Origin of the sequence: Gillisella vitis (assembly GCF_021559775.1) — a bacterium.
Taxonomy (GTDB): Bacteria; Pseudomonadota; Alphaproteobacteria; order Rhizobiales; family Rhizobiaceae; genus Allorhizobium; species Allorhizobium ampelinum.
In genome coordinates this window covers 444,377-456,593 of sequence record NZ_CP056047.1, presented here as the reverse complement: position 1 = coordinate 456,593, position 12,217 = coordinate 444,377, and the positions used below count along the sequence as shown (strand labels likewise).

General features: G+C 57.4%; 14 protein-coding genes. 5 read left to right on the top strand and 9 right to left on the bottom strand.

What is annotated here, in order from left to right:
* Window positions 1–6: 6 nt before the first annotated feature.
* The 9 genes from AVCG78_RS02065 to coxB form a co-directional block, all read right to left on the bottom strand.
* On the bottom strand, window positions 7–378 hold the full coding sequence (locus AVCG78_RS02065; protein ID WP_071202616.1) for a DUF1304 domain-containing protein: 372 nt from the start codon (window positions 376–378) through the stop codon (window positions 7–9).
* Between the two features lie 162 nt (window positions 379–540).
* Window positions 541–1,266, bottom strand: coding sequence for an SURF1 family protein (locus AVCG78_RS02060; RefSeq protein ID WP_156601649.1), 726 nt, complete (start codon window positions 1,264–1,266; stop codon window positions 541–543).
* A 1-nt stretch (window position 1,267) separates the two neighbouring features.
* Entirely contained in the window at window positions 1,268–1,648 is a 381-nt protein-coding gene (locus AVCG78_RS02055) for a DUF983 domain-containing protein (protein ID WP_071202614.1), read from the bottom strand.
* A gap of 239 nt (window positions 1,649–1,887) precedes the next feature.
* On the bottom strand, window positions 1,888–2,766 hold the full coding sequence (locus AVCG78_RS02050; RefSeq protein ID WP_015915166.1) for a cytochrome c oxidase subunit 3: 879 nt from the start codon (window positions 2,764–2,766) through the stop codon (window positions 1,888–1,890).
* A 190-nt stretch (window positions 2,767–2,956) separates the two neighbouring features.
* Window positions 2,957–3,574, bottom strand: a complete 618-nt coding sequence (locus AVCG78_RS02045; protein ID WP_015915165.1) for a cytochrome c oxidase assembly protein — start codon at window positions 3,572–3,574, stop codon at window positions 2,957–2,959.
* A gap of 145 nt (window positions 3,575–3,719) precedes the next feature.
* The gene (locus tag AVCG78_RS02040; protein ID WP_060719083.1) at window positions 3,720–3,857 is read right to left on the bottom strand and encodes a hypothetical protein; all 138 of its coding nucleotides are present in this window, start codon (window positions 3,855–3,857) and stop codon (window positions 3,720–3,722) included.
* Window positions 3,857–4,813 (bottom strand): heme o synthase, encoded by a 957-nt coding sequence (cyoE, locus tag AVCG78_RS02035; RefSeq protein WP_071202610.1) that lies wholly within the window; start codon window positions 4,811–4,813, stop codon window positions 3,857–3,859. Before cyoE ends, AVCG78_RS02040 begins: the two co-directional genes overlap by 1 nt.
* A gap of 73 nt (window positions 4,814–4,886) precedes the next feature.
* Entirely contained in the window at window positions 4,887–6,554 is a 1,668-nt protein-coding gene (gene ctaD, locus AVCG78_RS02030; protein WP_071584994.1) for a cytochrome c oxidase subunit I, read from the bottom strand.
* A gap of 14 nt (window positions 6,555–6,568) precedes the next feature.
* Window positions 6,569–7,462, bottom strand: coding sequence for a cytochrome c oxidase subunit II (gene coxB / locus AVCG78_RS02025; protein WP_071202935.1), 894 nt, complete (start codon window positions 7,460–7,462; stop codon window positions 6,569–6,571).
* A gap of 615 nt (window positions 7,463–8,077) precedes the next feature.
* Here coxB and AVCG78_RS02020 point away from each other — a divergent pair.
* The 5 genes from AVCG78_RS02020 (at window position 8,078) to AVCG78_RS02000 (ending at window position 12,146) form a co-directional block, all read left to right on the top strand.
* On the top strand, window positions 8,078–8,617 hold the full coding sequence (locus AVCG78_RS02020) for an invasion associated locus B family protein (protein ID WP_087727436.1): 540 nt from the start codon (window positions 8,078–8,080) through the stop codon (window positions 8,615–8,617).
* Between the two features lie 93 nt (window positions 8,618–8,710).
* Window positions 8,711–10,126, top strand: coding sequence for a metalloprotease TldD (gene tldD / locus AVCG78_RS02015; RefSeq protein ID WP_071202932.1), 1,416 nt, complete (start codon window positions 8,711–8,713; stop codon window positions 10,124–10,126).
* Window positions 10,126–10,557 carry a bleomycin resistance protein gene (locus AVCG78_RS02010; RefSeq protein WP_071202604.1) on the top strand — a complete coding sequence of 144 codons (432 nt, stop codon included), beginning with the start codon at window positions 10,126–10,128 and terminating at the stop codon, window positions 10,555–10,557. Before tldD ends, AVCG78_RS02010 begins: the two co-directional genes overlap by 1 nt.
* Before the next feature lie 6 nt (window positions 10,558–10,563).
* Window positions 10,564–11,217, top strand: a complete 654-nt coding sequence (locus tag AVCG78_RS02005; RefSeq protein WP_071202602.1) for an HAD family hydrolase — start codon at window positions 10,564–10,566, stop codon at window positions 11,215–11,217.
* Between the two features lie 164 nt (window positions 11,218–11,381).
* On the top strand, window positions 11,382–12,146 hold the full coding sequence (locus AVCG78_RS02000) for an HAD family hydrolase (protein ID WP_015915156.1): 765 nt from the start codon (window positions 11,382–11,384) through the stop codon (window positions 12,144–12,146).
* Window positions 12,147–12,217 lie beyond the last annotated feature (71 nt).

Sequence of the window (12,217 nt, the reverse complement as noted above, 5' to 3'; positions counted from 1 at the left end):
TCATTGTTATCCAGCCAGTAAAACCAAAAACAGGGCAATCGCTGCCGGCGCGGCCTGGACGAAGAAGATCCGCCGCGACACGGTCCTCCCCCCATATAGGCCAGCAACCACCACAGCGCCAAGAAAAAATACCTTGAGCTGGAGCCCCATGGCCGGCAGCGGATGCAGAAGCGCCCAGAACAGGCCCGCAGCCAGAAATCCATTGTAAAGACCTTGATTGGCAGCCATCATCCGAGTGGTTTCAGCGCCCTGCAGGCTTTTACGGAAGATCTTCCGGGCGCGCGGTGTCGTCCAGAGAAACATTTCCAGCACCATGATGTAGATATGTTCCAGCATGACAAGAACGACCAAAACTGTCGCAATTAAGAATATCGTCATATCTCTCACCCCCGTTCGAGATTGTTGAAAGCAGTAAAATTCCGGCAATCCATATCGAAGAAAACAAAGTAAAAATGCAGATGGATTGCGCATCTATGCTTGAACCGATTGGGTTCAAGCATTTTGACAATATCCACATTATTGTTGATTCTGGAAATGACGTCAGGTTTTCTTTCTGAAAACCGAAATAACTGCGATCACCGCCAGAGCAAGCGCCAGACCGTACCAGGTCAATGCATATTGTAGGTGGCTATTGGGGAGGTCGATCATCGTGACACCGCCGATCGGCAGGCCGCCGGGCACCGGCGACGGCCCTGCATCCAGAAAAAACGGCAGAATCTTGGCCGCATCGATCCCGGTGCTGGCGGCCATGGCATCAAGATCTTTCCAATAAAACACATTCTTGGCGATATCATTGTCCGGCACCAACCGGGAGGGCTTTTCCGCCAGTTTCGCCCGCGCCAGGCCGGTGACGCGCTGGAGGCCCAGCAATTGCCCACCCATGCGTGTCGAAGGCTCCTTCTTCTGCTCCGGCACAAACCCGCGATTGACGAAGAGAATATGTCCATCGGCAAGCTGAAGCGGCGTGTAGATGTAAAAACCGGCATCGCCATCATAGGTCGCCAGGAAACGGCGTTCCTTGTCGTTGAGATAGGTGCCGGAGGCGGTCATGGCCCGGTAATCGACATCCCCGCCACTGCGTGCCAGCGTATCCATCTTCTCGACGCTGGCAGGGGGCTGGTGGCGGCGCGACTCAATATCGGCAATCAGGCCTTCCTTCCAGGCCAGACGATGCATTTGCCATGTGCCAAGCGATACCAGCAGCGCCAGGGCGACCAGCACCAGAAAGCCGCTTGCGGCAAGCCTTACACGCGTCATCGCGGCCATCCTACTCCCGGTCGATCTGGCCCGGATGGGCATTGTGCTTGTATTGCAAGGCAATCAACAGCGCCTTGATGGTACGCAGCAGCCAGAGCGACAATCCGATCGCCAAAGGTCCAAACACCAGAAAATGGACCCACAATCCCGGCGAATACGTGACCTCGGTATAAAGCGCCAGGCCAACCACCAGAAAATCGGCGATCAGAATGACGAAAATCGACGCCCCATCGCCGGGATCGATGCTGCTGTAATCGAAGCCGCAGGCGCTACAGGCGGGCTTCAGCTTGGTCAGTCCCTGAAAAAGCTTGCCCCGGCCGCAACGCGGGCAGGAAACCGAAAGGGCGGCCTGGACCGGTTCGACCGGCGGGAAATCGCTATTGCTGGCCATGGCGTCGAGGTCCTCTTTGCATTCCAGAGTTTGTGAGATTCAGTTTAAACCACACAATCTCTCGCTTTTCGTGTTTCGTCTATCTTCTCGGGAACATCCGGTTCCGTGCTCGGTACAGTCCTTAAGCCCAACTGCAAACAAGAAGGCGGCGCTCTTGACGCCGCCCTCGTTAAATCCAACTCGCTGGCGGTTAGAGCATTTCCAGACGCAAAACCGCACCGCACGTTTGCTGGAATGCTCTAGCCATGCGCCAGCGGCGCACCCCATCCGCCCCAGATATAGATAGAGAAGAACAGGAACAGCCAGACCACGTCGACGAAGTGCCAGTACCAGGCCGCCGCCTCAAAGCCAAAATGCTGTTTCGGGGTGAAATCGCCTTTCAGCGCCCGAAACAGGCAGACCAACAGGAAGATCGTGCCAACCAGCACGTGGAAACCGTGGAAGCCAGTGGCCATGAAGAAGGTCGCGCCGTAAATCGAGCTTTTGAACGCGAAAGGCGCATGCATATATTCATAGAACTGCACAAAGGAGAACAGCGCACCGAGCACCACCGTCAGCGTCAGGCCGCTGATCATGCCCTTACGGTCATTGTGCAGCATGGCATGATGCGCCCAGGTAACGCAGGTACCCGATAGCAGCAGGATGACGGTGTTATAAAGCGGCAGGTGCCAGGGATCGAGCACTTCGACACCCTTTGGCGGCCATTGCCCGCCGGTAAACTCGACCCGCGAGGCCTGGATGGCTTCATGGGGAAACAGGCTGGCATCGAAAAACGCCCAGAACCACGCGACGAAGAACATCACTTCAGACGCGATGAACATGATCATGCCATAGCGCAGATGCAGAGACACGACCCGCGTATGGTGGCCCTCATGGGCTTCCTTGATCGTATCCGCCCACCAGCCGAACATGGTGAACAGGATGATGGCAAGACCAATGTAGAACAGCCATGGATGCGCCAGTTCCATGCCGAACAGCTTGAACGAGCCACCATGCAGGTAGCGCATATAGCCGACCCCGCCGAAGGTCAGGATGAAGGCCCCGAGCGATGCCAGGATCGGCCATGGGCTCGGATCGATGATGTGATAGTCATGATGTTTCTGATGGGCGTCGGCCATGTCAGCAATCCCCGCTTGAAAACTCTCCTCAAATGATCAGCCGCCTCTCGCCGCCGATCACTCCATCCCTTACAGTTTATCCAATAATCGCCGCTGGCCGTCTGCAAATGGCAATTTTTGAACAGACTGTTAATTTCCTACCCTTGCTCCTAGTCCGCGCCCGCCGCTTTGATACAGCGGGACCCGCCCGTTAAAGCTTAGGTTGAACGGCGGCCTTGTCCTGCGCAATACCCGCCACCGGCTTTTCGCCGCCATGCGGATAGAATGTATAGGACAAGGTTACCGTTCCGATATTTTTGGTTTCCGGCTGCGCCATGATGTCAGGGTCGATATAGAAGACCACTGGCATGTCCAGCGTCTGGCCGGGCTGTAGCACCGTCTCGGTAAAGCAGAAGCACTCGATCTTATTGAAATAGACCGCCGCTTCCATTGGTGTCACGTTAAACACCGCCTGCCCCTTGGTTGGATAGGGCGAGCGATTGGTGACAGAATAATTGGCCTGAATGGTTTCGCCGATCCTTGGGGCAACGGATGCCTGCATCGGCTTGAAATCCCAGTTCAGACCGGGCGAGACATTGGCATCGAAGGTGACCGTCATCTTGCGGTCAAGAATGACAGATGACGGCTGCTCTGCCCTCTGGGTCGTACCGTTATAGCCGGTCAGCTGGCAATACATCCGATAGAACGGGGCCGCAGCAAAACTCATCGCGGTGACGCCGCCGACAAACGCCAGGCAAGCGAAAAACACGGTCAGGTCCTTGCCCTTGCCGCGCCGTTCTCCCGCTTGTGTGCCTCCCGGTTCTGCCATGGCTCGTTCCTCCCGCGCCGCTGCTTCAATGGTATGCGTATGTCAACAGTCTGTGCTTCAAAAACCCTGCTAAACGCTTCTCTCACGTCGAGCATTTCCAGTCTGCGCGTCGTCAAATGACGAGCCATGCGCAATCAGATCCTGCTCATTGTCCCATGCCGCTGATCTTCACCAGCGTCACGAGGTAAAACAACACGACAAGCCCGGCCAAGACCAGGCCCAGCGCTATATTGCGGCCGCGTCTCGATTTTCTCTGGGCTTCCGTCAGCTTGACCGTTTCCATCACAGCGCTCCCGAAGCATGAGCGATAAGGTTCGCCGCGTAGTGATCGACCAGCAGGGCTGAAAACACCGCAAACAGGTAGAAGATCGAATAGGCGAACATTTTGCGGGCCGGTGCCATGCGTTCATCGCCCTCTGGCATCCGCCAAACGGCAACGGAGCAGGCAACAAAGACGGCACTCAGCACACCAGCCACCAGCCCGTACCAGAGCGAAGCAAGCCCGGTAAAAGCCGGTGCCACGGCAAAGACCCCGGTCAGCACGGCATAGACGAACATCTGCCGCTTGGTGGAGGTTTCGCCTGCCACATTCGGCATCATCGGCACGCCGACCGAGCCGTAATCGCGCATCTTGTAGAGCGCCAGGGCCCAGAAATGTGCTGGCGTCCACAGGAAGATCACCATGAACAGTATGACGCTATCCAGCGACACGCCACCTGTCACGCAGGCCCAGCCGATCATCGGCGGGAAGGCACCCGATGCGCCACCAATAACGATATTCTGCGGGGTCGAGCGCTTCAGCCACATCGTATAGACGACAGCGTAAAACAGGATTGTGAAGGCCAGAAAGGCGGCGGCGAACCAATTGACCGCGAGGCCAAGAATCGAGACCGAAAAGACCGACAGCGTGATGCCGAAGGCCAGCGCCTCCTGCGGACGGATACGGCCTGCCGGGATGGGGCGGCGCGCCGTGCGGGTCATCACCGCATCAATATCGGCATCATACCACATATTGAGAGCGCCGGAGGCGCCAGCCCCAACCGCAATGCACAGGATGGCAATGACACCCAGAATGGGGTTGATCGTACCTGGTGCCAGCACCAGACCTGCGAAGGCCGTGAACACCACAAGCGACATCACCCGCGGCTTTAAAAGCGCGAAGAAATCCTTCGCGCCCGCTTCGGACAGACAGATCTCACTGTCCAGACCGATGATGTTGCTGTTGTCTATGGCTGCCATTATGCTGTCCTGACCTGTCATGTTCTCAACGCCGCAGCGGCTTCATCCACGGCGTTGATGGCTTTTTTTATGTCTATTTTATGCGGGGCAACTGTTCCCACTGGTGGTATGGCGGCGGCGAAGACAGCTGCCATTCCAGTGTGGTCGCACCTTCACCCCATGGGTTGTCGCCTGCCACACGCTTCCTGGCGAAAGCCTCGAACACGCCGAACAGGAAGATCAGCACCGCGACGCCTGAAAGATAGGAGCCGTAGGATGAAATCCGGTTCCAGTCGGCAAAGGCATCCGGGTAATCGATATAGCGACGCGGCATGCCAGCCAACCCGAGGAAGTGCTGCGGGAAGAACACCATGTTGACGCCGATAAACATCACCCAGAAATGCAGCTTTCCGATGAACTCGCTATACATATAGCCCGACATTTTCGGGAACCAATAATACCAGCCAGCGAAAATTGCAAACACGGCACCCAACGACAGAACATAGTGGAAATGGGCCACCACGTAATAGGTGTCATGCAGCGAACGGTCGAGACCGGCATTGGCCAGCTGCACGCCCGTTACACCGCCAACGGTGAACAGGAAGATGAAGCCGATAGCCCAGACCATAGGAGTGCGGAAAGACAGCGAGCCGCCCCACATGGTGGCAATCCACGAGAAGATCTTGATGCCGGTCGGCACTGCGATCACCATGGTTGCGAAGACGAAGTAGCGTTGGGCGGCCAGCGACAGGCCGACCGTATACATGTGATGCGCCCAGACCACGAAACCGACGGCGCCGATGGCGACCATGGCATAGGCCATGCCGAGATAGCCGAAAACCGGCTTTTTCGAGAAGGTCGAGATGATGTGGCTGACGATGCCGAAACCGGGCAGGATCAGGATATAGACTTCCGGATGTCCGAAGAACCAGAACAGGTGCTGGTAGAGGATCGGGTCACCACCGCCTTCGGGGGCAAAGAATGTCGTGCCGAAATTACGGTCGGTCAACAGCATGGTGATGCCACCGGCCAGAACCGGCAGGGACAGAAGCAACAGGAAAGCCGTGACCAGCACCGACCAGGCAAACAGCGGCATCTTGTGCAGGGTCATGCCCGGCGCGCGCATGTTGAGGATGGTGGTGATGAAGTTGATGGCGCCGAGGATCGACGAGGCACCCGACACATGCAGTGCAAAGATCGCCAGGTCGACCGCGGGGCCAGGCTGGCCGGAGGTCGACAAGGGCGGATACATCGTCCAGCCGCCGCCGACACCGTAAGCGCCCGCCGGGCCTTCGACAAACATCGACAACAGGAGCAGTACGAATGCCGGTACGATCAGCCAGAAGGAGATGTTGTTGAGACGCGGAAACGCCATATCCGGCGCGCCGATCATGATCGGGATCATCCAGTTGGCAAAACCGCCGATCAACGCTGGCATGACCATGAAGAAGATCATGATCAACGCATGTGCGGTGGTGAACACATTATACATGTGCTTGCCGCCATCGATGGCGGCATCGCCCTCAAAGCCGTAGACCATCGCAGCCAGACCGTGGAAGATCTGGATGCCAGGCTCCTGCAATTCCATGCGCATGGCAACCGACAGCGCCCCGCCGATCACGCCCGCGATAATGGCGAAGATCAGGTAGAGCGTGCCGATGTCCTTATGATTGGTCGAAAACAGCCAGCGGGCGGCAAAGCCCGGTTTGTGATCATGTGAATGTTCGGGTGCATGAGCGCCCTCGCCGGTATGTCCAGCCATTGTCCTCACTCCCCTCAGTTCGAAACGGTCATTGTGGAAACGTTCTGCGCCAGCTGATTGGCGGCCTTCGGGCCATCCGTCGCTGCCATCAGGACCTTGTTGGCCGCGCCGAGATCGCTTGCGGCCGCCGTCATCCACGCATTGTACTTGTCAGCCGAAACGACGCGGATGGCGATAGGCATGTAAGCATGATCCTTGCCGCAGAGTTCCGAGCACTGGCCGTAGAACAGGCCTTCGCGGTCGACGCGGAACCAGGTCTCATTCAACCGGCCCGGCACGGCGTCGATCTTGACGCCGAAAGACGGCATAGCGAAAGAATGGATCACGTCGGAAGGCGCTGCCGTCACCAGCATGCGAACCGTCTTGCCAACCGGCAAGACCATTTCATTGTCAACAGCCAGAAGACGCGGATAGATCTTGTGATCTTCCTTGCCAGCGCTGGCGCGGTCCTGATCCTTCAGCAGGTAGCTGTCGAAAGCCAATTGCTTTTCACCCTGATATTCATAGTTCCACTGCCACTGGGTGGCCGTCGCCTTGATGGTCAGGTCGGGCTTTTCCGGAATCGTCAATTCATAGGTGAGCAAATTGAAGGACGGGATGGCGAGAAAGAAAAGGATAAGAACCGGCCCAAGCGTCCAGACAATCTCGATCACGGTATTGTGGCTGGTGCGGGACGGCACCGGATTGGCGCTGGCCCTGAACCGCACGACCACGATGATCAACAGAGCGAGAACCAGCAGCGTCACCGGAACGATGAACCACAAGGTGTAATGGTTGAACCAGCGGATCTGCTCCATCACCGGGCTGGCATGGGGTTGCAGGTCGAGCTGCCAATCAACCGGCTGGTCCGCCATCGCACCAACGGCACTTATCAGACAGAGAACCATGGCCCTCGCCAGACCTGCCATCAGCCTTGCCGTCCCCGTGACCAAACTGGCCATCACTTTTAAAAGAGTTTTTATCACGGTTGCCTCTCCCTCCCGCGTTTGACCCAAATCAATGGCAAACGCACAATCCCTGATATGATACTAATTTAAAATCACAATTTTGCCAATTTCGCAACAACCGTACGTCCATGCCGCTGCGGCATTTTTGCTCATCCCACAGAGATCGCCATCAAGATCCAGGCCGAACTGGCGCAATTCTCGGGCCTGCGCTGCAAATGTCAGTACGCGCTTTGCGGGAAATGCCAGAGAAGATTCTCCTGAAACCTCGCCATCGCATGGACCTGAACTGGATCTGTCCCTGATCGCAACACAGGCAAACACCCCAATTATGCCGCACTCGGCTGGAAAGGAGACTGTCAATAGTCAGCCCATCTCCGGTTTTCGTCTTGTCCAGTTTTGGGCTAGGCCTTTTATCCGGTCGGGCCAATAACCGCAGATTGGATTTGTTTCGGCGATCATCGCAGGTTACAGGAAGATACAGCGCGCAAAGCGCAAGGATGTCGAAGGCCTTGGCCCTTGATCCTTTGTGCGGCGCAGGCGAGAATGACAAAATTGAACAGAATTCCAGAGGTATCCATGGGTTTCCAGAGAATGTTGCGGGCTAGACTTGTCGCGGCGGGGCTCCTTGCGGCAGGGTTTGCAACAGCATTGCAGGCGGGCGCGGCGCTGGCACAGCAGCCGCAGGCAGGCACGGTGCGCTCCAATCACGGTGCCTGGTCGATTATTTGCGATACGCCCGCCGGTACCTCGCAGGAGCAATGCGCCCTGATGCAGAATGTGATCGCCGAGGACCGCCCGGAAGTGGGACTGTCCGTAGTAGTGCTGAAGACCGCCGACCGCAAGGCCCGCATCCTGCGCATTCTGGCGCCGCTTGGCGTGCTGTTGAAGGACGGCATGGAGCTTTACGTCGATAATAACAATGTCGGCCGAGCTTTCTTCACCCGCTGTTTTGCCGAGGGCTGCTATGTGGAAGTGGAAATCGACGATCAACTGATGAAAGTGCTGCGTTCGGGCAAAAGCGCCGTGTTTGCCGTGCGCGAGTCCTCTGATCAGGACCGGGTCGGTATTCCCGTCGAGCTGAATGGCTTTGGCGAAGGCTACGACGCCCTGCCCTGAGTACGGAGCGGTCTGGCATCGGCCCTTGCCCCATCGGTCAGGTGCAATTACATGGGGCCGATGAAATGGGAACCACAAGCCAAGGAGATCCCGATGACCACCGACCTCATCAGCCTGTTCGATTGTGACGAGCACAGCCTGTCGAAAGCCGTCGCCTCGGCGCTGGAGGGATCGGATGATGGCGAATTGTATATTGAACATGCCCAGTCCGAATCACTTTCCTTCGACAATGGCCGCCTGAAGGGTGGCAGTTTCAACACCGACCAGGGTTTTGGTCTGCGCTCAGTGGCAGGCGAAGCAGTGGGCTACGCCCATTCCGGTGAATTGTCGCTATCGGCACTCAATCGCGCCGCCGATGCGGTCAAGGCCGTTACCCATGGCTATAGCGGCTCCTATGCCAGCGCTCCGCAGCGCACCAATGTCCGGCTCTATGGCGACGAAAATCCGATCGGTAGCCCGACATTCGAGGAAAAAGTAGCGCTTCTAGCTGAGATTGACGCCTATCTGCGCGCCAAAGACTCGAAGGTACGACAGGTCTCCGCCTCGATTGCCGCCAGCTGGCAGGTGGTGGAAATCCTGCGCGCCGATGGCCACCGCGTCCGCGATGTGCGCCCGATGACGCGCATGAATATCTCGGTCATCACCGGCCAGGGCGAGCGGCAGGAATCCGGCTCCTTCGGCACAGGCGGGCGGATGTCCTTCGCCGACTTCCTCAGCGACGAGAGCTGGAAGGCGGGCGCCGACGATGCGCTACGTCAGGCGCTGGTCAATCTGGAGGCCATCGAGGCCCCGGCTGGCAGCATGGACGTCGTGCTGGGCAATGGCTGGCCGGGCGTGATGCTGCACGAAGCCGTCGGCCACGGGCTGGAAGGCGATTTCAACCGCAAGAAAACCTCGGCCTTCGCAGGACTCCTGGGCGAAATGGTCGCCGCGCCCGGCGTCACCGTGGTCGATGATGGCACGATCAATAACCGGCGCGGCTCGATCACTGTCGATGACGAAGGCACGCCTTCTGCCTATAATGTACTGATCGAAAACGGTCGGCTGGTCGGCTATATGCAGGACCGCCAGAATGCCCGGTTGATGGGCATGACACCAACCGGCAATGGCCGCCGCCAGGGCTATGCCCACCAGCCGATGCCGCGCATGACCAATACCTACATGCTGTCCGGCGACAAAAGCCCGGAAGAAATCATCGCGTCGGTCAAGAAGGGCATCTACGCCGTGTCCTTCGGCGGTGGCCAGGTGGATATCACCTCGGGCAAATTCGTGTTCGGCTGCACCGAAGCCTATATGATCGAGGATGGCAAGATCGGCGCGCCGGTCAAGGGCGCCATGCTGATCGGCAACGGGCCGGAAGCGATGAAACGGGTATCGATGATCGGCAACGACATGAAACTCGACACCGGCATCGGCAATTGCGGCAAGGCTGGACAATGGGTCCCGGTCGGCGTTGGCCAGCCGCATCTGCGGATGGACCAGATCACGGTCGGCGGCACGCGGGCGTAATGGGGAATGCCCTGGTTCCGGAATTTGCAGTCACGGACTGGCATAGGAGCCAGGATTTTTACACTCGGCTGCTTGGCTTTTCCGTGCGTTACGAGCGGCCGGAAGAAGGGTTCAGCTTCCTTGAACTCGGTGACGCGCAGTTGATGATCGACCAGATCGGCCTCGGCCGCACCTTCGAAATCGAAGGCGCGCCGTTGGAGCGACCGTTCGGACGCGGCCTGAACGTGCAGATCTGCGTCGATGATGTGCAAGCCATCCTTGATCGTCTTGAAAAGGCAGCGATTGCCCTTTATCTGCCGCTTGAAGACAAATGGTATCGAAAAGATATGACCGAGGTCGGCAACCGGCAATTCGTCGTTGCTGATCCAGACGGTTATCTGCTGCGCTTTTGCCAGGACCTCGGCGAGCGCGAACTCTCATTGGACCTATAGCGACACATGCTGCCCCGCACCCCCAAAGCCGTTATTTTCGACATGGATGGTCTCATCCTCGACAGCGAAATTCTCTATCGGAAATCGGTGATTTCGGCAGGGGTGCAAGCGGGGCTGCTTGTCGGGCCATCGGTTTATGAAGGCATGCTGGGCCGCCCCTGGGACGGGATCGTGCATTTATTGAAGGACCATTATGGGCCGGATTTTGACGCCGAAGCCTTTCGGGCAGTCTGGGTGGACCATTTTGATCGGTTGACCGCCCTGGAACTGAAGCTAAAGGCGGGTGTGGTGGCCCTGCTCGATACGTTGGATACCAAGGCCATTCCACGGGCCATTTGCACCTCTTCCGCCCATTCCCAAGTGCAGCATCATCTCGCCGGCTTTGGCATTCGAGAGCGGTTCGATCACGTGGTTGCTTTAGGCGACTACGCCAGAGGCAAGCCCGCGCCGGACCCTTATCTCACTGCTGCCGAGCGGCTTGGCATTGCACCCGGCGATTGTCTGGCATTGGAAGATTCCCATAACGGCATCCGCTCGGCAGCCTCGGCGGGCATGATGGCGGTGATGGTACCCGATCTCCTGGCACCGACCGATGAAATTCGGGCGCTGGCAACATTGGTCATCGATGATCTGCACCAATGCTGCGGCTTTTTTGCATAACGCGCTTTCGGAACGCCAAATACTATAAGTTTGGTAGCGTTTCGCACTTCAGATACTCCGCATAAGCTTCAAGCCACAGACAAGCTTCTGGCCTTAGACCTACGGCATGCCATCGGGTTATCGCGCGGTGCAAACTGCGTCCGTATCTTGCCAGGAGTTCACAGGTGCACACACTCGTCATTGCCCGTTATGCGGAAGAGTTGGAATGGATCGCGCAGGTCCCCAGCAATTTCGAGATTTTCATCTATAACAAGGGCGAGGAGATCACATCGCCGCAGGTGCTTGAGCGTGCCAATCATATCATTGCACGTCCCAATGTTGGGCGGGAATCTGAGACCTACCTCCATCACATGATGGGTCAGCGCCAGCGCAATCACGATTTTACGGTCTTTGCTCAGGGTGACCCCTTCACGCACAGTCCTGACTTCCTGCAATTGCTGAACAATTGGACCGACTGGGAGAAAATCCAGACGCTCTCCTGGGCATGGGTCGAAGAGAAAAATGTACCGCCGCAGAAATTTCTGGATGCGTATCGCCCGAAGCTGCGGGGTGGTCCGCGGGTCCGAGAGGAATATTTCTCTCTCTACACCTGGGGTCCGGTCGACTTTATCGACAATGGCGCATTGGGCATGGGCACGGTCTACCGCCTGCTGAACGGCGGTATGGAAGCTTACATCAATATCGCCGCGCACATGTTGCGTCGCTGCCGCATGGACCACATTGCCGACGAAGCCGAAAAGCATTTGCTCGGGACGTTTTCCTATGGTGCAATTTTCGCGGTTCGCAACGATCTGGTCACAGCCGTTTCACCCGATAGCTATGCAAGGCTCTATGATTTCGCCACGGCGCCCGTGGTGGCGCATGGCTATATCCTGGAGCGCATGTGGCTACATTTCTTCGGTGCGCCCTTTACGCTTCGCAGACTCTGATACCAAGGCTAAGGTCTCAAATACATTGAACCTTTGAGATCTTCGCAACTGGCAACGTAAGGCGCGGGGCG

What these genes read in the sequence shown, in the direction of transcription:
- AVCG78_RS02020 (WP_087727436.1), top strand. Translation starts at nt 8,078, where the DNA reads ATGGGTTTCCAGAGAATGTTGCGGGCTAGACTTGTCGCGGCGGGGCTC.
- AVCG78_RS02060 (WP_156601649.1), bottom strand. Translation starts at nt 1,266, where the DNA reads ATGGCCGCGATGACGCGTGTAAGGCTTGCCGCAAGCGGCTTTCTGGTG.
- tldD (WP_071202932.1), top strand. Translation starts at nt 8,711, where the DNA reads ATGACCACCGACCTCATCAGCCTGTTCGATTGTGACGAGCACAGCCTG.
- AVCG78_RS02005 (WP_071202602.1), top strand. Translation starts at nt 10,564, where the DNA reads ATGCTGCCCCGCACCCCCAAAGCCGTTATTTTCGACATGGATGGTCTC.
- AVCG78_RS02050 (WP_015915166.1), bottom strand. Translation starts at nt 2,766, where the DNA reads ATGGCCGACGCCCATCAGAAACATCATGACTATCACATCATCGATCCG.
- cyoE (WP_071202610.1), bottom strand. Translation starts at nt 4,813, where the DNA reads ATGGCAGCCATAGACAACAGCAACATCATCGGTCTGGACAGTGAGATC.
- ctaD (WP_071584994.1), bottom strand. Translation starts at nt 6,554, where the DNA reads ATGGCTGGACATACCGGCGAGGGCGCTCATGCACCCGAACATTCACAT.
- AVCG78_RS02045 (WP_015915165.1), bottom strand. Translation starts at nt 3,574, where the DNA reads ATGGCAGAACCGGGAGGCACACAAGCGGGAGAACGGCGCGGCAAGGGC.
- AVCG78_RS02010 (WP_071202604.1), top strand. Translation starts at nt 10,126, where the DNA reads ATGGGGAATGCCCTGGTTCCGGAATTTGCAGTCACGGACTGGCATAGG.
- AVCG78_RS02040 (WP_060719083.1), bottom strand. Translation starts at nt 3,857, where the DNA reads ATGGAAACGGTCAAGCTGACGGAAGCCCAGAGAAAATCGAGACGCGGC.
- AVCG78_RS02055 (WP_071202614.1), bottom strand. Translation starts at nt 1,648, where the DNA reads ATGGCCAGCAATAGCGATTTCCCGCCGGTCGAACCGGTCCAGGCCGCC.
- AVCG78_RS02065 (WP_071202616.1), bottom strand. Translation starts at nt 378, where the DNA reads ATGACGATATTCTTAATTGCGACAGTTTTGGTCGTTCTTGTCATGCTG.
- coxB (WP_071202935.1), bottom strand. Translation starts at nt 7,462, where the DNA reads ATGGCAGGTCTGGCGAGGGCCATGGTTCTCTGTCTGATAAGTGCCGTT.